General features: G+C 56.3%; 12 protein-coding genes. 8 read left to right on the top strand and 4 right to left on the bottom strand.

The window, feature by feature from the left end; translation table 11 throughout:
* The first annotated feature begins 89 nt into the window (after positions 1-89).
* The 4 genes from Poly41_RS09415 to Poly41_RS09400 all read left to right on the top strand — a co-directional run bounded on the left by Poly41_RS09415 (position 90) and on the right by Poly41_RS09400 (position 4,119).
* Entirely contained in the window at positions 90-731 is a 642-nt protein-coding gene (locus tag Poly41_RS09415) for a hypothetical protein (protein WP_146525649.1), read from the top strand.
* Positions 732-848: 117 nt separating this feature from the next.
* Entirely contained in the window at positions 849-1,655 is an 807-nt protein-coding gene (locus Poly41_RS09410) for a zinc-dependent metalloprotease family protein (RefSeq protein WP_197231177.1), read from the top strand.
* 149 nt (positions 1,656-1,804) lie between these two features.
* On the top strand, positions 1,805-3,223 hold the full coding sequence (locus Poly41_RS09405) for a sulfotransferase (protein ID WP_146525646.1): 1,419 nt from the start codon (positions 1,805-1,807) through the stop codon (positions 3,221-3,223).
* A 236-nt stretch (positions 3,224-3,459) separates the two neighbouring features.
* The gene (locus tag Poly41_RS09400; protein WP_197231176.1) at positions 3,460-4,119 is read left to right on the top strand and encodes a matrixin family metalloprotease; all 660 of its coding nucleotides are present in this window, start codon (positions 3,460-3,462) and stop codon (positions 4,117-4,119) included.
* Between the two features lie 408 nt (positions 4,120-4,527).
* Here Poly41_RS09400 and tnpA read toward each other — a convergent pair whose 3' ends face one another.
* A complete protein-coding gene (tnpA, locus tag Poly41_RS09395) occupies positions 4,528-4,971 on the bottom strand; it encodes an IS200/IS605 family transposase (protein WP_146525644.1) in 444 nt (147 codons plus the stop codon).
* 721 nt (positions 4,972-5,692) lie between these two features.
* Between tnpA and Poly41_RS09390 the strand changes: the two genes are divergently transcribed.
* The 4 genes from Poly41_RS09390 to Poly41_RS09375 all read left to right on the top strand — a co-directional run bounded on the left by Poly41_RS09390 (position 5,693) and on the right by Poly41_RS09375 (position 14,844).
* Positions 5,693-8,284: a glutaminase family protein gene (locus Poly41_RS09390; RefSeq protein WP_146525642.1), complete on the top strand. Its 2,592-nt coding sequence runs from the start codon at positions 5,693-5,695 to the stop codon at positions 8,282-8,284.
* A gap of 538 nt (positions 8,285-8,822) precedes the next feature.
* Positions 8,823-11,819 carry a zinc-dependent metalloprotease gene (locus Poly41_RS09385; protein WP_146525640.1) on the top strand — a complete coding sequence of 999 codons (2,997 nt, stop codon included), beginning with the start codon at positions 8,823-8,825 and terminating at the stop codon, positions 11,817-11,819.
* A 190-nt stretch (positions 11,820-12,009) separates the two neighbouring features.
* Positions 12,010-12,399, top strand: coding sequence for an endonuclease domain-containing protein (locus Poly41_RS09380; protein WP_146525638.1), 390 nt, complete (start codon positions 12,010-12,012; stop codon positions 12,397-12,399).
* A 1,062-nt stretch (positions 12,400-13,461) separates the two neighbouring features.
* On the top strand, positions 13,462-14,844 hold the full coding sequence (locus Poly41_RS09375) for a Gfo/Idh/MocA family protein (protein WP_146525636.1): 1,383 nt from the start codon (positions 13,462-13,464) through the stop codon (positions 14,842-14,844).
* Between the two features lie 115 nt (positions 14,845-14,959).
* Here the strand turns inward: Poly41_RS09375 and Poly41_RS09370 are convergent, their stop codons facing one another.
* From Poly41_RS09370 to Poly41_RS09360, 3 genes are all read right to left on the bottom strand, one after another.
* The gene (locus tag Poly41_RS09370) at positions 14,960-17,212 is read right to left on the bottom strand and encodes a SulP family inorganic anion transporter (RefSeq protein ID WP_231615537.1); all 2,253 of its coding nucleotides are present in this window, start codon (positions 17,210-17,212) and stop codon (positions 14,960-14,962) included.
* Between the two features lie 132 nt (positions 17,213-17,344).
* On the bottom strand, positions 17,345-22,366 hold the full coding sequence (locus tag Poly41_RS09365) for an MG2 domain-containing protein (RefSeq protein WP_146525632.1): 5,022 nt from the start codon (positions 22,364-22,366) through the stop codon (positions 17,345-17,347).
* Positions 22,363-22,914, bottom strand: a complete 552-nt coding sequence (locus tag Poly41_RS09360; RefSeq protein ID WP_146525630.1) for an RNA polymerase sigma factor — start codon at positions 22,912-22,914, stop codon at positions 22,363-22,365. The genes Poly41_RS09365 and Poly41_RS09360 overlap by 4 nt, the downstream gene beginning before the upstream one ends.
* Positions 22,915-23,069 lie beyond the last annotated feature (155 nt).

Genomic DNA, 23,069 nt, shown 5'->3' with positions numbered 1-23,069 from the left:
GCTAGTATGGGGGCCTTGAATCGGTATGATCGGCTTGAGGCCCCCCTTTCAACTTTGGTTCATTGATTACACTTTAATGAGATTTTCAGATGTTTACATTTGTGCGGTTTGCATGCGTTGCGACGATGTTCGTCGCTACTGGCGGTATTGCCAATGCGGCAATTACATTGTCATTCAATCCAAATCCCGTGCTGACAGGAGGGTCGACGACGGGGGCTGTTGATGTTCAATGGGTCAGTACCGGATCCGATACTGTTGGATCCATTAGCTTGGATCTAATGGCCATCAATTTCACCGGTGCCGCATCGTCAGTAACAATCAATTCTTTCACTGCAGCGGGAGGCGTCGTCTTCACTCCATTTGGGCCGAATACACCCAACGGGACCGCGATTCCTCCCAATCCGTTTACCATAGCGGGTTTCGTTACGGCTCCCGCGGTCACAACAACTCCGAGCACGTTTGGGACCTTCGCATTCACGTTGCCGAGTGCGTTGTCTCCTGGAGTTGACTCCTTTCAGTTCAAATTCGACGATGTACCCGATCCGAATCCGTTCTTAAGAGGGATTGTGTCAACAACTGGAACACAGTTGTACGCCGGTTCAGGAACCGGAACGGTCACTGCTGTACCTGAGCCAAGTTCGATCGCTTTCTGCGCCCTATTGGCAGTAGGAGCGGGCGGACGAGTGCTGCGACGTCGGCGCAACAAGAAGGCGAGTGCGTTAGCGTGCTAGTTCTACTGCGGGAGTGTTGAGACACCAACTTCAGTTTAAACGTTTAACGCACAGGGATATTCTCTGTGCGTTTTTTTGTGTCGGTTCACGCTCTTCTTCTCATCCTTCATGCCGAACATGCCAATTCTTCTTAGTCGTCGCGCCACCGGTTTCGTCGGGCGCATCGCGTGTTCGCTACTGTTTTCGTGTTGCGTCAGCGAAGCATGGGCGGAAATCGTCACCAACCTTTCGCTTCCCATTAGTCATGTGGTGACGGTCCAGCCGATCATCGTGTCCAATACGGATGGCTCGAACACGGCTGGATACATGGGCGACGTGGCGCAAACCGCTGCCATCCAGTTCAACATCGACCTCATTTGGTCTCAGGCTGGGATTGATGTCGATTGGCTCGCGCCCAATCTGTGGAACAACTCGCTTGCGAACGTCGGGAATTTGCTGTCGACCCAACGCCGCCCGCAAGCGGATTTGGGACAGATCGTGATTGATGGGATCATAGGCGGGGTTGCTCACCCCGACCCATTGGTCTTGAACATGTACTTCGTCGAAATCGTGCCTGGCTTTTCGCAAACGACACTGTTGACTGCGAACGGCCTATCTTTGACGCCGGGCAACGGCAGTGCGCTGCACATCGGCGATAACCTGCCGGGCGCCATCATTGGTGGTCAACCACTCGGCCAAGAGTTAGCTGCCAAGACAATTGCTCACGAAATCGGTCATAATCTTGGCTTGGACCATAGTCTGGAGCCGAGAAACATGATGCTGGCCATGGACACCTTACCTCCGATCAACGCCCAACTGAACGCGGCTCAAACGACACTTGCGCAGTCGAGTCCGTACGCCACTGCGGTGCCCGAACCCAGCGCGGTGGTGTTTCTAGGCATGGTTGCTGCGATAGGTTATCGACATCGCCGCAGGGCGGCTTAGCCACAATCAGTGATCTTCCGCAGTCCGCTCCGTAAGGAATCGTCGTAAGATAGCGAGATGTTGTCCAATCACTGATTTAGGCTGGAACGACCAACCGAAATTCCCGGCATCGTATGAATTCCCGACATCGTAGGATTTGAGGAAACAGGATGACACAGACGACGGATACGTTTCGGCTTACCGAGGCGGTGGCTAAAGGGAAACAGCTGCGTGAGTCGGGGCAGTACGATGCAGCGGAGAGCCTATTTCGGCAGATCGCCGAGCAGCTACCCAATCGCCGAGTTGGCTGGTTGGGTCTCGGCCAAGTGCTGCTTGATCAATTGAAAGCAGCTGACGCGGTGATTGCTTTCGAGCACGCCATGAAAGTTCAGGGCCCGACCGCAGAACTGCACCACGCGATGGCTTCGGCAAAGTCGTTCCTCGGCCGATTGCTTGAAGCGGAAGCTCATTATGCCGAAGCCTTGGCACTCAAACCGCGGCATGCTGACTTCTTTCATAACTACGCCAGAATCAAGAAGTTTACCGAAGTCGATGGAGTCCATCGATCCATCGAGGAACTGCTGGAAGATCCCACTTATTCTGAGCAGGAACGCTGCCATTTGCATTTTGCAGCTGGAAAAATCTATGATGATTTTGGTGCATTTGATCAGGCTTTCGAGCATTTCCTTGCGGGTAACGAAGCAAAAGAAGCCTCGTTCGATCAAGACCACTGGCGTGGATTGGTCGACTCATCGATTCAGTTCTTTGATTTCGCGACGCTCAAACGCATCCGATCGCCACCACGTCCGACCGCCGATTTGGTATTCATTGTCGGAATGCCACGCAGTGGTACGACGCTGGTTGAGCAAATTGTTTCATCGCACAGCGACGTATTTGGCGCCGGTGAGCTTCCCGATTTGAACGTGATCTCGGGCGAGTTGACGAAGCATTCGCCGTCGGAGTTAAGGTTCCCATATTCGGTAAACGATGTGGATGAAACCACCTTTATCGGGCTCGGTAATTTCTACCTGCAGCGGATTCAGGAACTAGCGACGGGTCCTGCCAAGGTGTTCTGTGACAAGTCGCCCAATAACTTCTTCTTCATTGGATTAATGCATGCACTGTTTCCCAACGTGCGAGTGATCCATTGCCGCCGGCATCCGATGGACACCTCGCTGTCTTGCTATGTCACCAATTTTAAGAAAGGACAGGAATACAGCTACGATCTTGATGATATTGCGGTTTACTACGGCCAGTATGATCGTCTGATGAGGTATTGGGACGAGGTCTCGACGATCCCGATCATGCATGTGGACTACGAAAAGTTGGTCGAAGATCAAGAGGGCGTTTCTCGAAAGTTGATCGAGTTTTCAGGATTGGATTGGCAACAGGAATGCTTGTCATTTCAGCGTAACCAGCGAGTCGTTGCAACGGCGAGTAATTGGCAGGTTCGGCAACCGCTTTACCGCGGATCGGTAGGACGATGGCGAAACTATGCTCGGCATCTCGGACCGCTCTGTGACAGCCTACTGCAACAGGGAGTGCCCGTGTCGTTCGAGAACAACACTCAGGACTCGACGGGGACATAACACGTTGACAGGGAATTGTCTGGTCATTTTGTGGCGGCTGAATTGATTTTGTCATCGGTTCCATCGATTCCGGGCCGCGGGTATTGAGGATTCCGTCCCGGATGGTCATCCGGATTGAAAAATGCGGATCGTGTGGATCTTAAAAGGTCGGGGAATCTATGTCACGAGCTAGCGATGCGAGTTATAATCCGAGATTAACTTCTCAGCCCGTTCTAGCGTTTTTCCAGGTGCTCCTCGTGTTTCGAACTCTGATTCTGACGCTGACAACGGCGTGTTGCCTTGTCGCGTCGCCTGCCGCCGCCGCACTGGTCACGACCCAGGAGGCAGGTTTGGATGCGATTTTTTCCCAAGCTTCGTTCGGGGCAGATTCGATCGATATTCGTTTTTTTCCGACCTTAACGATCATCGATCCTGATCTGATCACGATCGATTCGGACGCTGATTTCAACAAGCTGTCGACGTGGGCTCCGGACCCGTTCACAAATGTGAATCTGTTCTACGTCGACGCCATCAATTTTTGCGGCTCGCCGGGGGCGAACATCATCGGTTGTGGATCGACTCCAGGGTTTCTGGTTGCACTCGATTCAGGATTCGCGGCCCATCCGATCGATGGGCCTGAATTGATCGCACACGAAATCGGGCATAACCTTGGCCTCCAACACACCAGCGGCGCGGGGCTGATGGGGCCGGTGTTGAATCACGAAACGACGCTTTCGGAGGATGAGGTGATGACGATCTTCGATAGTCCGTTGGTGAAACTTGATGCAGAAGGGTACTTCATCAACGTCACCCCGGTCCTGGTCCGAGCCACCGCGGTTCCCGAGCCGGGGTCGTTTGCAATTTGTGGTTTGGTCGCCGGAGCAATCGTTGCTCGCCGACGTCGTCGGACGGCGTGAGCCGTCGACGGACGTGGGGGGCGATCTCGTTTTCGTGGGTGTTCGCTTCGCTCTCACCCCCGGCTACCCTCTGCGACCACTCACGTGGTCGGCGCGATCCACATCGAATCCGGGCACGATCCCGAATGGGATCCAAGAGGGTAGCCGTGGGTCGCGATAGCGCACCCACGGATATCGGACCCGCCGCGATGGTTCGATCCTGGAGGGATCGCAGAGGATGCCGGTCTGCGACCGCGTTGCGGTCGGTTATGCGAGAGACGTCTCGTTTCCGGGGGTGTTCGCTTCGCTCTCACCCCCGGCTACCTTCTTGGACCACGTCGTGGTCCTATGCGCGGACTTCAAACGGCGGGCTACCGTCTTCGACCACTTCGTGGTCCGATGCGTGGTCGGTGGGTGTGGCTTGACGACTCAATGGAGGTACGTGGGATCGTATTGGATGCCAGCTCGGTCAAGCATCTTGATGAGTTCCTCACGAAAAGATCGTTTTTGATGGTGTTCCTTTTGGTGACGGATGTACCTACTGACGGTCGGGCAGGCATCGGGGCTGAGCGAAAAGATCGCGTAGCCATCTTGCCATCCGAATGGGGCAAAGTCGATCTCGTGATGGACCCATTCGGTTGCCGACTTCTTCAATTCCCTCACGACGTCACTGATCCGATGGGTCGGCTTCATCCCCATCAGCAAATGCACGTGATCCTCGACTCCACCAATGTCAAGAGGTTTTACATCCATCCCCTGAAGCGTTCCTCCTAGATAGGAGTGCAAACGACCGATCCACGCCTCCTTGATCCAGGGCTTTCGGTTCTTCGTCGAGAACACCAAGTGATAATGCAGCGAGTGATAGGTGGACATGGGCCGATACCTTTCACGAGGGTCGAGTCTGAAACCGTCAATATAGGTGATCGCGGTCGAATCCGTGCCTGATCCCGCATGGGATCCAAGAGGGTAGCCGTGGGTCGCGATAAGCGCACCCACGGATAGCGGTTCAACATGATGGGGCCGATCCTGGAGGGATCGCAGACGTGGGATTCTGCGACCGCGTTGCGGTCGAAAGCGTGTGGGGGACGTCCCGCGTTTCCGGGGGTGTTCGCTTCGCTCAAACCCCCGGCTACCTTCTTTGACCACTTCGTGGTCCGGTTGGAGCGTGATCCCGAATGGGATCGAAGAGGGTAGCCGTGGGTCGCGATCGCGCACCCACGGATATCGGTTCAACATGACACGTCGATCCTGGAGGGATCGCAGATGCAGGTTCTGCGACCGCGTTGCGGTCGAAAGCGTGTGGGGGACGTCCCGCGTTTCCGGGGGTGTTCGCTTCGCTCGACCCCCGGCTACCCTCTTGGACCACTTCGTGGTCCGGTGCGCGGAGTTCAAATCCCTCCGCAGTTTGTGTGACGGCCTGAGTGGCCTCAGAGGGGAGGCGTTGCCATGCCATCCCTGTTTTTCTTGGTTGAAACAAAGCCTTCCTCTACGCCTGTGATTTCCTGCGACTGGTTGGCACCGACCATCTTGGCCTATAATCGCCTTCGCCTCTGAAAATGCGACACATTTCCCGCCTCCCACTTAAACGGAACCCATGCGCCACCTCTTTCCTCCCAAACACTTGAGTTTTATTGCCACCCTTTCCGCGTTGGTCCTCGCTGGGTTGATGCTGGCCAGCCCCGCAACCGGTGAGGAAGCGTTTCGCCCACCGGCGGTTCCGTTGGTCGCCTGCGATCCTTACTTCAGTATCTGGTCACAAACCGACCTACTGCATGGTTCGACCACGACCCACTGGACCGGAAAACCGCATTCGCTCACGGCGATGCTTCGTGTCGATGGCAAAACCTATCGGATGATGGGAGCCGAGCCAGATACGGCGACGCCCATGGATCAGACATCGGTAACCGTGTTGCCGACTCGCACGATCTATACCTTCACCAGCAACGAAGTGCAGGCGACGTTGACGTTCCTGACGCCCGCGCTGCCCGCCGATTTGATGATCCTCAGCCGGCCGACCACCTATGTCAGCTGTGAAGTGGTGTCGTGTGATGCGAACAAGCACGCGGTCGCGTTTTACTTGGACGCTGGGGGTGAGTTGGCGTCCAACACGCGGCAGCAGCGAGTCGCAGGCACCAAGGAATCGTTTTCCAATGCGGAAGCGTTGAAAATCGGAACCGTGTCGCAGCATGTCCTCGGCAAATCGGGCGACGATCTGCGCATCGATTGGGGATACCTTTACCTCGCCACGCCAAGGGACGCCGATGGCGTGATGGCACTGGGTAACCCACAATCTCTGAGACAATCGTTTGTAGAGAGTGGATCGAAGTCTGTTGGCGATTCCTCCGCTCGCTTTCCGGCCGAAGCCGGACAAGTCGCTGCAGCGACCGCGATCGAAATCGGACAAGTTGGCAGCGAGCCCGTCTCGACCTACGTGCTGCTTGCCTATGATGACTTGTACTCGATCGAATACATGAAAGCGAAACTGCGACCCTATTGGCGCAAGGATGGCTGGGAAGCGGCCGATTTGATTGAAGCGGCGATCGACCAATACGATTCGCTGGTCAGCCGGTGCGAACAATTCGACGCCGAAATGATGGCGGACTTGATCGAACAAGGAGGCAAGCCCTACGCAGAAATTGCCGCGTTGGCTTACCGGCAATGTTTCGCAGCGGGCAAGTTTGTTGCGGACGCCAACGGCCAGCCGCTTCAGTTTTGCAAAGAGAACCACTCCAACGGCTGCATCGCGACGTCGGACGTCTTCTACCCCATGGCGCCCCAGTTCCTCTTGCTTGGGCCCACGCTCACCAAGTCGGTGTTGGTCCCCTTCATGGAATACGCCGCATCAGACCGATGGAAATTCCCCTTTGCACCCCATGACCTTGGAACATATCCCAAAGCAAACGGCCAACGCTATGGTGGTGGCGAGACGTCGGAAGAAAACCAAATGCCGGTGGAAGAAAGCGGCAACATGTTGGTGTTGTTCGGTGCATTGGCCAAAATGGAAGGCCATGCCGATTTCGCCGGTAACTATTGGGAACAATTGAGTCAATGGGCCGACTACTTGCAGCAGAAAGGCTTTGATCCCGAGAACCAACTTTGTACCGATGACTTTGCCGGGCACATGGCGCACAACGTGAACTTGAGTGCCAAAGCGATCTGCGGATTGGGCGCCTACGCCATGCTGTGCGAGATGCGAGGGCTTGATGACGAGGCGGAAACGTACCGATCGCTTGCAAAGCAGTTTGCGGCGAAGTGGGTCAAGACGGCAAATGATGGCGATCACTATCGATTGGCCTTCGATCAAACCGGAACGTGGAGTCAGAAGTACAACTTGGTGTGGGACCAGATCTTGGATCTTGGTTTGTTTCCAAGGCAAGTCGTTGAAACGGAGATGGCCTTCTATCGTTCCATCCAAAATGAGTACGGCTTACCGCTGGACAATCGATCCGATTACACGAAATTGGACTGGGTGCTTTGGACGGCGACCTTGACGAACGATCGCGACGACTTTGAAGCGATCGTCGCGCCAGTACACAAGTTCTTGAACGTGACGCCTGACCGATCGCCGATGACCGATTGGTACTTCACGTCGACCGCAAAGAAGCGGGGATTCACCGCGCGGCCGGTTGTCGGTGGGGTGTTCCTGCGGATGCTGTACGACGAATCAACGTGGTCCAAGTATGCTTCGATGGATCAAACTCAGGCCTCTCGCTGGGCACCGATGCCCATGCCGCCCAAGGTCAAGACGCTTCTCGGGACCAGCAAGGGTGACGAAGTGATCTGGAGTTACACGACCGAGCACCCCCCCGGCGATTGGTTCGCAACCGACTTTGCCTCCGAATCATGGAAGTCCGGACAAGGAGGCTTTGGTACCGAGGGGACTCCGAACGCGTCGATCGGGACGCGTTGGGACGGTTCGGACATCTGGGTGCGTCGCAGCTTTGAGCTGGGTTCGGCCGTACCGGATCGTGTTGGGCTGAGGATTTTCTACGACGAGGACTCCGAGGTCTACATCAATGGAACTCAAGTGGCCCTGCTGAGCGGGTACACCACGGATTATGATTTCGTCGAAATCCCCGCCTCGTCGCTCCGCCAGGGGCGAAACGTGATCGCGATCCATTGCCACCAAACCCGCGGAGGGCAGTTCATCGACTGCGGCATCGACGCCCTCGTACCCGTAGAGTAGGCGAGGCGCTGGAGTTCAGGCTTTAGCCGCTTCCAACACACACCGCCATCGCCTAAAGGCTACAACTCCAGCACACACCGCCATCGCCTAAAGGCTACAACTCCAGCACACACCGCCATCGCCTAAAGGCTACAACTCCAACACATCCCGTAATCGCCTAAAGGCTACAACTCCAGCACACACCGCCATCGCCTAAAGGCTACAACTCCAACACATCCCGTAATCGCCTAAAGGCTACAACTCCAGCACATCCCGTAATCGCCTGAAGGCTAAACTCCAACCTGCGCGACGACCTCCTTTGCCCGCGTTCGATTCATCCGCTGCCAAGAAATGTTTGGTTTGTAGCGATTTATTGGATAAAGTAGACGGGGAAGCGAGGGTTAGCTGAACCGTCGTTGGCTTGCGGTGCGTAAACTACACCGGTGGCCGTTCCTGGAGCTATCCTAAGAAGCACCCACCTGACATCCCGCATAGTGCGCTTTTTTCGCACGATCCCCCTGTTTCTGGCAAACCCTATCGAGAGCCGAAAGTGATCGGAATGAAACGAATCCCATTAGCTGCTGCCCTGTTTTTTACCGTGGTGGCGGCGTCCACCTCCTCGAGCTACGGCGAGCTGCCGACCTTTGACAAAGTATCCGAAGGTTACACCCAAGTGCCTGTCTCGGACCAACAGAATCCGAAGGGGCTGTTCAACGTATGGAAAAAGGAAAGTGAAGCCCAATTGATCGGCGAGCTACCCAAGAGTTTTGCGGGCAAGAGCTATTTTTTGGCGTTAACCGTTGGCAGCGGTGATCAATTTGCGGGACTGCAATCGGGCGACTGGGTGATCCAGTGGCGGCGATACGGCGACCGCTTGGCGCTCATTTCGCCGAACCTCGCCATTCGGGCGACCGGCGATGCGGAATCCAAAGCGTCGGTAAAACGTTTATTCACAGATGAAGTCTTGTTGGATTTGCCCATTTTGGCGATGGGGCCAGCCGGTGGGCCGGTCATCGATTTGGACTCGTTGTTGGTCGGCAATGCGACCCGTTTCTTTGGTTCCTCGGTTCGAGTGACCAACTCTCGGATTACGAAGATTGACTCGGCGAAAGTGTTTCCGAACAACGTCGAGATTGCCTTTGAAATCGTCGGCGGCGGCGGAAAATTGCAAACCATCCACTACTCGTTTAGCGAGGTCCCCCAGGCGAAAGACGGGTTCAAGCCACGCGTTGCCGACGAGCGAGTTGGCTTCTTCACCACCTCGTTCTCGGACCTCAGCAAATACGAAGACGATGACACACGCGTCCGCTACATCAACCGGTGGAATCTGGAAAAACGCGATCCCAAACTCGCACTCAGTCCACCCAAGGAACCGATTCGATTCTATGTCGAACACACCGCGCCGGTTCGCTATCGACGTTGGATCAAGAACGGCGTCGACTATTGGAACAAAGCCTTTGAGAAAGTTGGTTTGGTCGATGCGATTGTGATCGAGTATCAAGATGCTCAAAGTGGCGTTCACATGGAAAAGGATCCTGAGGATGTCCGGTTTAACTTCATTCGTTGGCTCAATAATGACGTCGGCACCGCGATCGGTCCCAGTCGCGTCCATCCGGAAACGGGTGAGATCTTAGATGCCGACATCATCCTGACCGATGGTTGGATTCGACATTTCAATTTCAACTATCACGATTTGATGCCGAAGTTGGCGATGGAAGGCACGAGTCCTGAAACGTTAGCATGGCTGGCGAAACACCCCTCGTGGGACCCTCGAATCCGATTGGCTCCGCCGGAACAAGCCGCGGAACTGCAGATGCGTTACGCACGACAAGCTCAAACGCCGATGGCTGGCTACGTGATGGCCCAGGCCGACCCGTCGCTAATGGGCGACGACGAGTTTGATGGGTTGTTTGGTCAGATCAGCCAAAAAAATGGTCTTTGTATGGCCGCCAGTGGCAAGAACCTTGATCTCGCCATCGCAAGGATGAATTGGAGCCTAGCTTTGTTGGCCGACGAAGAAGTCGCGAAGGAGAAGAAGCAGAAGAAAAAGAAGAAGGACGAAGAGGCGGAGGTCAAGCAGCAAGGCGAAGCGAAAGACAAAGCTGCCGATGCGGAAGCCAAGGAAGAAGACGTTGCCAAAGACGACGACGCGAAGCCAGCCGAGGAGCCAGCCGAAGACAAAGACGAATCGGAACAACCCGAGAAGGTGGCCGAAGGCGAATTGCTCGACGGGATGCCGGAATGGTTCGTTGGTCCATTGTTGTCCGATTTGGTGGCTCACGAAGTGGGGCATACGCTCGGACTACGCCACAACTTCAAAGCGTCTGCCCTGATGACACTTGCGGAGATTAACAGCGAAGAAGTGAAAGGCAAGAAGACCTTTGCCTCTTCGGTGATGGATTACTCGCCGATCAATTACCGATACGAAGCGGGTGAGGTGCAAGGCGATTACGCGATGATTGACATCGGCCCCTACGATTACTGGGCCATCGAGTACGGTTACACTTCGGACGACAAGAAGTTGGCTGATATTTTGAAACGATGTAGCGAACCTGAGTTGCAATACGCGACGGACGAAGACACCAGCGGTCCGGATCCGTTGGCACGACGTTACGACTTCGCAGCCGATCCGTTGGAGTATGCGAAGGAGCAAATGAAGCTGATCGATTTGTATCGCAGCCGCATCTTGGACAAGTTTGTCAAAGAGGGCGACAGTTGGGCCAAGGCGCGACGAGGCTATGAATTGACGCTTGGATTACAGACGCGAGCCGTCAGCATGATGGCGAATTGGATCGGCGGAGCCTTTGTCAATCGCGACAAGAAAGGGGATCCCGGCAATCGGCCCCCAGTCGAAGTGGTTCCTGCGGATCAGCAGCGAGATGCCTTGAAGTTTGTCATTGACACCACGTTCAATGACGACGCGTTCGGCTTGACTCCCGAATTGCTCGAACGAATGAGTGTCGATAAGTGGCTCGACGGTGGCGCGCGTTCTTCGATGGGCAGCGAGGCGACTTGGCCCATCCATGATCGGATTTTGGGTGCTCAAGCCTCTGCGTTGACGTTGTTGATGAATCCAACCACGCTACGACGTGTTTACGACAATGAATTGCGTTTGCCAGAGGATCAAGACGCATTGACGCTGCCCGAGTTGTTGGACACCGTTGGCACGGCCGTTTGGACCGAATTGGATGGTGAGTGCCCCGAGGGCCGTAACGACCGCCAACCGATGATCAGTTCGCTGCGTCGCAACTTGCAACGCGAGCACCTGCAACGGTTGGTCGATTTGGTCTTAGAAGATTCGGCTGGCACGGCGGCGTACAAACCGATCAGTAACTTGGCTCGGATGGAACTGAAAGACCTTCGCACGAAGATCGACGGCATGGTCAAAAAGTGTGGCGGTAAAATGGACGCCTATTCGCGAGCCCATTTATCGGAAGCCTCCGAGCGAATCGCCCGTGCCCTCGAAGCGGGGTACACCTACAACGGCGGGGCACAAGGCGGTGTTCCGATCTTGATGTTGTTTGGCGAAGAAGGCAAAGAGGCGATTCGCCAATAGCGACAGCATGCGTTCGAAAAACCGGGGCGAGATCGCCCCGGTTTTTTTATGCAAAGAGGTGTCAACACGACGTGGTAAATAGTGGACGCTCAACATCCTGGCTCCCCTCGCCCCGCGCGAGCGGGGAGAGGGGTCGGGGGTCGGGGGGTTTGCTCTAGGGAGAGAAGCTTCATCGTGCCGAGAACCGCAGATGACCGAACCAAACGAACCACCCCGCAGCGTTCCCGAAGAAATCGCATTTGCTCGCCAACAGCGACAACAAGCGAATGAGTTTTCGCAAAACGTTTGGGAACTGGTCCGTGCCCGCCGCATCCGGGGTGAAAAGTTCCGACGTGAACATCCGGTCGGTCCCTACACTCTCGATTTCGTCTGCTTGGACTTGAAACTTGCAATCGAAATCGACGGCAAAGATCACTTCACCGAGCAAGGCAAGCAGCATGATGAACGTCGAGACGCTTACCTTCGAGCATTAGGGTTTGAAGTCATACGGATTAACGGATTCCGTGTGACACAAGACCGCCTCGGGGTGAGAAACGAAATCGAACAAGCCATCCGTCATCGCCGCGAGCAACAAGCGTGAGCCCCCTCATCCCCAGCCCTTCTCCCCCGCGCCGCGGGGGAGAAGGGAGCCAGGTTTCAATGCTTCCTACGCGACTCGTAGACCAAAGACGCTCTACATCTTGGCTAACCGCAGACGCTCTACATCCTGGCTATCCGCAAAGGCTCCCCTCGCCCCGCGTGAGCGGGGAGAGGGATCGGGGGTGAGGGGCCTTGCGCCGTGCCAGATTGATCGCTGCTTATTGGATGTGCGTCTGCTGAGCCCCCTCATCCCCAGCCCTTCTCCCCCGCGCCGCGGGGGAGAAGGGAGCCAGGCTTCAATGATTCCTACACGACTTCGTAGACCAAAGACGCTCTACATCTTGGCTAACCGCAGACGCTCTACATCCTGACTATCCGCAAAGGCTCCCCTCGCCCTGCGTGAGCGGGGAGAGGGGTCGGGGGTGAGGGGCCCTTGCGTCGTGCCAGATTGATCGCTTCTTATTGGATGTGAGCGTCTGGTGAGCCCCCTCATCCCCAGCCCTTCTCCCCCCGCGGCGCGGGGGGAGAAGGGAGCCAGGCTTCAATGCTTCCTACGCGACTCGTAGACCAAAGACGCTCTACATCTTGGCTAACCGCAGAGGCTCAACATCCTGGCTATCCGCAAAGGCTCCCCTCGCCCCGCGTGAGCGGGGAGAGGGGTCGGGGGTGAGGGGCCTTGCGCCGTGCCAGATTGATCGCTGCTTATTGGATGTGAGCGTCTGGTGAGCCCCCTCATCCCCAGCCCTTCTCCCCCCGCGGCGCGGGGGAGAAGGGAGCCAGGTTTCAATGATTCCTACGCGACTCGTAGACCAAAGACGCTCTACATCTTGGCTAACCGCAGAGGCTCTACATCCTGACTATCCGCAGAGGCTCTACAGTCGGGCGAAGCGCGCGCTGCAACAAACGTAGGCCTGCGCCGAACCGCAGCACCCCCATGACGGGAGGATGGTTATGATAGGATGAGGACCACGTGTGTCCTATCATGGGTATCCCTCCCTCATCAAATGATCTGCGGCGGACCGTCGTGGATCAGACCTACCACAATCCAAGCAAGGAAACCGAGATGCCTCAACCGAAGTCCTCTGCAAACTCCTCCTCAGCCACTTCCCCATCGTCCCGCCGCCAATTCCTGAAACAAGGCAGCGCCGTCGCGGCCGGTGTCTCGCTTGCCTACCACAACATCCCCGCCGTGCACGCGGCCGAAGATAATACGATTCGGCTTTCGTTGATCGGATGTGGGAACCGAGGAACCGGCGCCGTCAGCAACGCGTTGGGAACCAGCGACCAAGGGCCGATCAAGCTTCATGCCATGGCCGATTTGGACTTAGACAACATTAACCGTCGCATCGATCTGTTGGGGAAAAAGCATGGCGAGCAGGTGGACGTCGCCGAGGATCGCAAGTTCATTGGATTCGAATCTTACAAGCAAGCGGTCGACGTGTTGCGACCCGGTGATATCGCGATGTGCACCACGCGAGCCTACATCCGACCGAAGCATGTCGAGTATGCGATCAGCAAGGGGATCAACGTCTTTATGGAGAAACCGTTTTCGCCCGACCCAATGGGGCTGAAGCGGTTGCTACGTGCTGGGGAAGAAGCCGACCGAAAGGGGCTGAAGATCGCTGCCGGTTTGCAGTGCCGACACTCACCCGCGCGAGCCGCCTTGATCGACAAGATCCACAGCGGCGTGATGGGCGACTTGTCGTACATTCGAGCCAATCGATTGACCGGCCGCAGATGGCTCGGAAACCAAGGCGCACAATCGAATGATTTCAAACAGCAATTGAAGTTTGGCAAGACGGCCTTGCTGTGGGTTGGATCGGGACACATGGTCGACAATTTGATTCACCAGATCGATGAATGTTGTTGGTTGATGGACGATTGGCCGGTTTCGTGTCACGGGATGGGCGGACGCGAAGTGGGTAGCGACGACCATGGTCAAAACATCGACACCTATTCGATGGAGTTCACGTTCCCCAGCGGCAAGAAAGCGTTTTGTGGTTTCCGTCGTGCTCTCAAAGGGTACAGCGAGTTTGCAACCTATGTGCATTGTGACAAGAAGGCAGGTCAGTTTTCGGGGAACGTGCACCAAGCGACCGTGCACATGTTCAAAGACCATCATATCGATAAGGACAACATCGAATGGTCACCGACGCCCGATGCAAGCTCACCATGGGATTACGAGTGGATCGACTTTGTCAACAGCATCCGCAACGACAAGCCGCACAATGAATGCAAGCGAGCGGTCTATGCGGACTATGCATCGTTGATGGGCCGGGCAGCGGCACACACCAACAAGATCGTCACCTGGGATGAGATCACGAACTCCGAATTCCAATTCTGCAGCTACCTGGACGACTTGACCGACGACAGTCCCCCACCGGTCACGGCCAACGAAGAAGGCTACTTCCCGGCCCCGCACGCCGGATTGTGGAAAGAGGTCTGACCCGGCGGAAGAAGAGAGTGCATCGCTGGAGTTCAGGCTTCAGCCGCCCGGAATGGGGAAATCCACACGAAGATCGCCTAAAGGCTAAACTCCAACATGTGCTGGAGTTCAGGCTTCAGCCCCCGGTTGGAACGCGGTCGTTGAGGAATTCGATATTTCCTGTGACGACATCGTACATCGCACCGACAACCAACAATCGCCCTTCATCGACCGCGCGGCGAATTCCTTCGCTGCGGTCGAGGATGGCGTTGACCGTATGATGTACGTTGCGTTCCGCCACTTCGTCAATGAGCTTCTTGGTTTGCTGCTCATCCTTTTGCTTGGGGATCCAGCACTTCTCGCGATCCAAACAGGGTTCAATTTCCGAAATGATCGCATGCAGATGCGAACACCCGGTCGCTTGCTCGGTGTCTTGGTCGGAACAAAGCAGTTCGACCGCGGACGTCACGGCGCCGCATCGTGTATGGCCGAGAACCAAAATCAACTTGGCACCGGCAACGGTGGCGCCATATTCAATGCTTCCGAGTGACTTGGTTCCGATCACATTGCCGGCGACGCGAACGCTGAAGATGTCGCCGAGTCCAAGGTCAAAAACCAATTCCGCAGGGACTCGAGAATCGATGCAACTGAGGATCACAGCCAATGGGTTCTGACCCTCTTTGGTTGCTTCAAGTTGGCGCCCGAAGTCCCGCGTCAAACGCTGACCCGTCCGGAATCGACGATTGCCTTCTCGAAGGAACGCAAGCACCTGCTCCGGGGTGACCCGATCTTGCAATTCACGCGTCGAGTAATCCGCGAACTGGATTTCGTCATGCAGTTGGTACTTGCTGCGAAAACCCTTCAAGCTCACCTTCACACCGTGCACGGCTGCGGTCTTGTCTTTGAAATCACGAATCAAACTGAGAACATCGGGGTCAATGTAGTCGGTGTCGGTTGCGTCGATCAGAACATGGCTGTCGCGGGGGGCTTCCATGAACACTTTGTCGAGTGCCGCACGATTGAGGAAACTGACTTGATGAGCCAGTTCGATATGCATGATATCGCCGCCAACATGCGTTTCGACGATCCGACGGATGGGCCGCCGCAGATTGCTGTTGAGAATAAACAGCAAACTGATGGCGAGACCAATCAAGATTCCGCTCAACAAATCGGTAAAGACAATCGCCAGCACGGTGACAATAAACGGGATGAACTGGTAGCGTCCTTCGTTCCACATTTGACGAAACAGCGTTGGACTGGCCAACTTGAATCCGGTTGCCAACAAGATCGCTGCGAGAGCCGAGATCGGAATCATGTTCATGTAGGTAGGAAACAACACAACCGCAACAGCCAACAGGACACCGTGAAAGACGGCGGACATTTTGGTCTTCGCACCGACATTCACATTGACACTGCTGCGAATGATCACCGATGTCATTGGCAATCCACCGACAAACCCTGCGACCACATTGCCAATTCCTTGCGCGACCAGCTCGCGACTGGGCTTCGAATCGCGTCGTTGGGGATCAAGTTTGTCGACCGCTTCGAGATTCAACAACGTTTCGAGCGAGGCAACAATCGCAATGGTTGCGCCACCGATGTAGACCGCCGGATTCAAGACCGCTGAGAAATCAGGATACCTCAAGAAACCTGCCAACTCCGACGCACTTTCGGCAACCGGGATCTGCACCAAATGCTTGACGCCGATCACCCACGGCCCACCGATCTTGTGAAACAGGAAATTCAGCGCAACACCGAGTAGGACGACGACCAGTGGCCCCGGCACGATCGACTGTTTCAGCGGTTTGCAGCGATCCCAAAACAACAACAACGCAAGCGACAACAGTCCGATGACCAAAGCACCGACATGGATATCGCCCAACATGCTTGCAAACTCTGTGAACGTATTTTCGTTATCAAGCTGGGAAAAAGCCAAATCACCCTCGGGGTCCGCGTCGTGTCCAACCAAGTGAGGGATTTGCTTCAAGATCAAGATCACGCCAATTGCCGCAAGCAACCCTTTGATCACGCTTGAGGGGAAGAATGCCGAAAGGGCACCTGCACGAACAAGACCAAGGCCGATCTGCATCAAGCCGCCGATCACGACAGCCAACAAAAAGGCCTCGAAGGAACCAAGGATCGCAATCTGAGCTGCAACGATCGCCGTGAGCCCCGCAGCCGGTCCGCTCACACTGGTGTGCGATCCACTGAGGCTGCCGACAACGATGCCCCCGATGATCCCCGACAACAGGCCCGAAAACAGGGGCGCACCCGAAGCGAGCGCAATGCCTAAACAGAGTGGCAGCGCGACGAGAAAAACCACTCCACCGGAAACGAGGTCACGAGGCAGCGTCGCAGCTGCGAAAAGCGAGGGCCTTTGATCGGTCAAAGCGGTCAATCCTTGAAGAGCTAGGAAGCGGATAGCATGCCGAGGCACTAAGATAGAGAAGCCGTCAGAAGAGTCAACTCGCGTATTCTACACATCGAGTGACGAATGCCCGAAAAAGATGCATCAAAACCGCTACTGAATCTGCAGTTTTAAAGGCAAGTCCCACTGTTTCTGCTCGGAAGTGTAGTACAAATAGGCCCGCGAAGCCGGGCCGGTGTACGAACCGGGGATCTCGGCCGTCACATCGAACCGAATCGACTTGGTTTCGTTTGGCTTCATCATCCGCCAATACAAGACCACCTCGCGACCCCGTAGCTCGTAGTAGTCAAACTGCCCCGCTGCGTTGAGCTCGTCGAGGTGTGCCGTGCGCGGCTCCAAGCCTGCCGGCACACCAAGGATCGCGACCGTCATAGGCAGTCCTTCGCCGGTCAGATTGACCAATTCCGCTTCCATGCTCAACGTTTGCCCCGCTGCGATGCGGTCCACATCCTGGGATTCCTTGCTCAACCGAGTTGTCAAATGCAGGGGGCAAGCATCCTCGCTGCTCGGCGTGGACACGTGGTAAGACACGTCGATGCTGTACGAGAGTGCGTTCCCGTTGTCAGCGACCAAGGTGACTGGCACCGGTCGCCTGGGTTTCGAAGAACGGACGTCGGTGCCATGGCCCACGATCTTGCCAAGACCCACAATTTCAACCGCTGCACCACTTGTCTGATCCGGAATCGCCGCTCGCCCGATGACGTGGCCATCCATCATCACCTTCAATTCGCCACCGCCCAAATGCGTTGGTGTCTGGTTGCCGGCTGCAACCAAAGCCTTCAAAGCGAGCACCGTCGCCTGGGTCGACCCGAAACCTCCGTCGCCGGTTCGATGGTCGCGGATCCAGCCGACTGCCGCTTGAACCCGTTCGCCAAAACCAGAATGCTTCGCCCATGCGATGACGGCGATCGCGGTGGATTCCATGGTCAGCGACAATCCGCGACTGGAAACGACCGTTGTTTGACCTTGCAAGCTTCCGTCGGGGTTCTGTAGCGGCGTTAGTTTTTCAAGCAACACCTCCGCGTCGCGCGTTCGCTTGACGTTCATCAACGTTGCTGCGGACAATCCGATCAAATACGGATCATTCGATTGCTGAGCAAACTGGTTCAATTGATCCAGTTCCGATGCCAAATCACTTGCCGTGCGGTGCGGTTGCCCTGAGGCAACATCCGCCTCGCTGATCGCCCACAACACGTACGCGTTGACGATCGGTTGCTGGACCGACCACTCATGCAAGTGGCGGGGGTTGCGTTTGAATCCGCCTGCGCCATCACGCCGCCCCATCAACCACGTTCGCGTTCGGGCGACCATTTCTTCGCTAACCTCCATGACTTTGGCCATGTCGGCGAATTGCATCAAACCGAAAGCGGACAACGCTTCATGTCCGGGGTCATCACCAAACCATTCGTAGCCGCGCTGGGCGCATTCGAATTGGGTCAACTTTTCATAGCCACGGTCGAGCATCCCCATCGCCCGGCGCGAGACCTCGGCGTTAACCGATTCACTTTCTTGCATGTACCGCAACACCATCGTGTTGGGATAATTCGTCGCCGACGCTTGTTCAAAACAACCATGGGGTTCACGCAGCAGACTGTCGATCCCCGAGATCACTTCTGCAACCGGCGAGGGATAAGCTCGCACGGTCACCGACAACGACCCCGCCACGATCTCGTCCGGAAGAGGAAGAAGCACGGTCGTCCGTCCGTCAAGTCTTCCCGCAAAGGACTGGGTCTGAGGATACCCCGAGGGCGAAACATGGACCGTACGGCGAATCGAATCCGAAACCGCATCACCCGCTGCACGAATTTCGATGGCAGCGTCTTGTGCCGCGGCGTCGTTGGCGACATGCAGCGAAAAGACCTCGCGTTTTCGCTCGCTTGCCAAAAGCGAAACGGTACGATCCTCCATTGCTTCGTCACTTCGCTGCAGCACGGAGTCGGACTTCAGCGACAACGTGACTTCGGTTGGGGAATCGGTTGCATTGATCAACGCAACCGGCAAATCAATACGATCGCCCGCCGTCACTTCGAGCGGCATCTTTGGCTCGACTTGGAACGGAAGCCGCGATTGAATCTCACCGCGGAGCGAACCGATCCGACCACCGCTGGCATGGGCGTCAACGCTGACACGGAAGGTCGTTACCGAATCCGACAAGTCGAATCGCATCGTCGCTCGACCTTCCGAATCGGTGATCAAGAGCGGGTTCCAATAGAGTGTTTCCGTAAAATCGTTTCTCGCGGCCTCGCGATCCGATGGATGCTGATGGGCATATTGCCGAACGGGAAAACGAAGTTCGTCGATGAGTTGATCCGCCATCGCTTCGGCGTCGATCCCGCGAGCGGCCAGCAGCTTTTCCAGATCGGCTTGGGTCAAGGATCGAGCAGGCAAATCTTGCGTTGCCGTCCGCAGCAAACGTTTGCCCTGATCGTCGAACTCGCCAAACTCGTCGAGCGACAAGACGCGGTCCTGTCCCGTGTTTGGTCCCGGTTCAATCGCTTCGGGCCCCAAAGATTCGGGATCCAACGCCTCGGGCCGCTCGATCGCTGCATTGGTGACCGCACCGGATCGCTCGGGCATCGCCATTTCCGCGTCCGAAGCCATTTCGACCGTCGAATTAACCGGTGCGCCACAGCCATAGATCACCAACGACGTTGCGGCAACGAGCATCCAAGACGCCATCTCCCATCGCCGCCGACGGCGCATTCGAATCGCAATCGTGATCAACCAAATCACGAAGATCGCCGACAGGAGCAATCGAGTTTGCAGCACCAAAGCTCGCCATGCGGAGGCCACCGTCTCGCGATATTTCGACCACTCGTAGGCATGCTCGTTGCTGCTCTGAAACGTCTGCGTTTGTCTCGCCGATTCGGGGCCGTCGAGCTGAAGCAGACGAACAAGTTGCTCACGAAAATCGACGTTTGGCACGTTTCCGGTGCCGCTGACAAAACGCCGCCATCCCTGAGTACCGAGCAACAGATCGACAGCCTCCGCCGCTTCGGGCAAATCGGCCAAATAGAAATTAGCATGTTCCAAATCTTCTGGTTTTTGAACCTCGCTCGTCAGCAGGAAATGAGTCCGCATGCTTGGCTGCTCGGCCTCGCTCAAACTCAAAGATGCATCATCGACCACCGCGACTCCCAGCATCGCCGCGGTCGGTTCCCCCGTTTCGTCACGCACCTCGAGATTCAATCGAAGCGGTTCGCCAGGGGATCGCTGCAGCGGCAACGACTCCTCCGCGATCACGACGTGCAACTGCTCCGTTTGCCGGCGGAACACCAATCGTTCGACGAGCGGAACCGCCGGCTTTCTTGCCGAATCAAGCACCGTCACTCGAATCACGCCTGAGGCATTCTTGCGGATCGGCAGCGTGATTGATGGGGTGGCTGGATGCAGTTCGAGCGATCTTTCACCCACCAATTGGCCGCGGCACACGGCACGAACGACGACTGGTCTTGGCTGATCCGAGCGAATCGTCATGGTGATCGGCTCGTCGGCGCCAAAAACGCCGACACCGGTATCGAGGACCGGCAAGTCTTTCGCCACGACCGGCAACTTCGGCGAGTTGGTGATATCGACGGGGGCCGTCACTTTCAAGGAATACCGCTCGCCACGCTGCGGTACAAACTGAAAACGCCCCATCCCGTCCCGTTCCGTTTCAATCTCCGTGACACGTTGGCCGTCGCGTGTTTGGATCTCACCCGCCAAATGGATCGGCTTACCAAGTGCATTGCGAGCAACGAAGTAAACACGGTTTTGCAAGCCGCCGACCAGGTAGCCGCCCTCAGGATAAAACTCCACAGCCACCAACCCCGTTTGTATCGGAATCGTCTTGGTTCTCGTTTCTTGAGTTCCTCCGTCATCGATCGAAACCGACAATTGACCCTTGCCCTGATTGAGGTGCGTCGGTAACGGGAACGAAATCGAACAAGTTCCCTGATCCGTCATCGTTGTCGTTTGGGAATGGATCACGCGGTCATCCACGGTTGCGGTGACACGAACCGTACCACCGGCAACGGGGCCACCTTCGGCTCGCTCGGCGATCAAATCCGCATTCACCATTTCGCCCGCCCCATAACTGCGACGGTCAAATTCGAGCTGCGTTTTAAAACGGGGAACGCGATAGGCTCGGACTTGGAATTCACACCGTTCCTCGGGAAAGAACCCATCAAGGCTCTTTGCAACCAACGTGTAGGGCCCACCCGGCGCCGTCGAAGGAATCGACAAAGCTCCATTGCCGACACCCCCGTCCGTAACACCTTCGGTTGCCAAACCGGCGACCATCGAACCGCTGGGGTCGATGATTTCATAGCGAATCGGCACATCGACTTTGGCTCGAAACGATTTCCGTTCCAAGGTCAACGATCGAAAAAAGACCGTTTCGCCGGGCCGGTAAACCGGCCGGTCGGTTGTTATATAGGTCAAACATCGTGTCGGCTCGAGCGGCACTTCGATCGTCGACGGCGTCACGTTCGCGACGCCAGACGACGCCGTCACCGTCAACTTCGCTTCTTCGGGAATCACCAATTCCGGCGGCAGCACAATTCGGCCTGCCCCCGTTTGATCCGTTTCCGCACGGCCCGCAAACAGGACGGTTCCACGAGCCAGTACCGAAAACGACAAAGAAGCGGGGGTCACCGCAAAACCACCGATCGACGATCCGCGAGCGTCGAGTTTCGTCGTCAAAATCTCGAATTGGTTATCGACACTCACGTCTTTGGACGGCGCAACGTTTGCTTCGATCCGAACGGCCGCAACAGGATTTTCTGGAACGCGTCGAAGGTACGAAGCTCCCAAAACCATCATCCCAATCGATGCGGCAAGGGCAGCCGCAACGGTCGGGCCGATCCAAACACCCTTGGGCGACTTGCCCGTCACGACCTCACCAGCGACTTCGTCGGGTGGCAACGTGGCGGCGACAACGGGACCGGGCGCCTTGGCCGCATCGGCAATCTTGCTGGCCAGCCTCAACGTCTCGGCCCAAGCGGAGGCGACTTCGGGGTCGCTCGCGATTTGCCCACGAAGCTCGTTTGCTTCCTCGGGGTCGAGTAAGTCGTAGTGCAGCTCGAGCAGCGTCTGGCGAAGTTCGTTTGGACGAGAAGGTTGTTTTGGATTCATGATCGTCCTCCCACAGCTTCGCGGAGGGTTCGGATCGCCGTGCGCATCCGTGTTTTGACGGTCCCCAGCGGTAACGACATCGCTTCGGCAATCTGTTCGTAGGTCAGCGAGCCGTTCTGTCTCAGCAAAAAGACCTCGCGTTCCTCCGATCGAAGCTTCATCACCTGCCGTTGCAGTTGCTGAAGTTCTTCGTCCCGGATGGCCCCCGTTTCGGGCGATTCCGCTGTTGATACCATGAGGTTGTCCCCTGAAAATGGATCCGACAACGATTGCCGCCGCCGGTTCCAGGCGGCCTTGCGACAATCGCGGCCAGTGTTCAGTGCGATGCGAAAGACCCAAGCACGCAGGTTGCTGATCTGGTCAATTTGTTGACGATTCCGCCAACACTTCAAGAACGTTTCCTGCAAGGCATCGCGAGCATCTTCCCGGTTGCCCACCAAATAGAACAACGTCCCCAGAATTTCGCCCTGCGCATCGTCAAACAGCGTCTCCAGCCGATGGCGGAGTCGCGATTCGGTTGCATCGGACGTTTCGGGCCGAGGTTCCATGGGTCTACGGGTAAGACGAATCAGCAGGGAGGTTGGATTTCGGAAGTCTTCATGTGAGTCAGGTTTTCAAGCATTTCCCAAGAATAGCAGCTCATCCTACACTCCGACGATCGGGTACAGGGGTCAGGAGGTGTTACTGTCCGTCGCGTCAGCCA

The sequence above is a fragment of the Novipirellula artificiosorum genome (assembly GCF_007860135.1).
In the GTDB taxonomy this organism is placed as follows: Bacteria; Planctomycetota; Planctomycetia; order Pirellulales; family Pirellulaceae; genus Novipirellula_A; species Novipirellula_A artificiosorum.
The sequence above is the reverse complement of the archived record's forward strand: the minus strand, read 5'-3'. Positions and strand labels throughout refer to the sequence as shown.

What these genes read in the sequence shown, in the direction of transcription:
- Poly41_RS09375 (WP_146525636.1), top strand. Translation starts at nt 13,462, where the DNA reads ATGCCTCAACCGAAGTCCTCTGCAAACTCCTCCTCAGCCACTTCCCCA.
- Poly41_RS09385 (WP_146525640.1), top strand. Translation starts at nt 8,823, where the DNA reads ATGAAACGAATCCCATTAGCTGCTGCCCTGTTTTTTACCGTGGTGGCG.
- Poly41_RS09380 (WP_146525638.1), top strand. Translation starts at nt 12,010, where the DNA reads ATGACCGAACCAAACGAACCACCCCGCAGCGTTCCCGAAGAAATCGCA.
- Poly41_RS09410 (WP_197231177.1), top strand. Translation starts at nt 849, where the DNA reads ATGCCAATTCTTCTTAGTCGTCGCGCCACCGGTTTCGTCGGGCGCATC.
- Poly41_RS09360 (WP_146525630.1), bottom strand. Translation starts at nt 22,914, where the DNA reads ATGGAACCTCGGCCCGAAACGTCCGATGCAACCGAATCGCGACTCCGC.
- Poly41_RS09365 (WP_146525632.1), bottom strand. Translation starts at nt 22,366, where the DNA reads ATGAATCCAAAACAACCTTCTCGTCCAAACGAACTTCGCCAGACGCTG.
- Poly41_RS09390 (WP_146525642.1), top strand. Translation starts at nt 5,693, where the DNA reads ATGCGCCACCTCTTTCCTCCCAAACACTTGAGTTTTATTGCCACCCTT.
- Poly41_RS09415 (WP_146525649.1), top strand. Translation starts at nt 90, where the DNA reads ATGTTTACATTTGTGCGGTTTGCATGCGTTGCGACGATGTTCGTCGCT.
- tnpA (WP_146525644.1), bottom strand. Translation starts at nt 4,971, where the DNA reads ATGTCCACCTATCACTCGCTGCATTATCACTTGGTGTTCTCGACGAAG.
- Poly41_RS09405 (WP_146525646.1), top strand. Translation starts at nt 1,805, where the DNA reads ATGACACAGACGACGGATACGTTTCGGCTTACCGAGGCGGTGGCTAAA.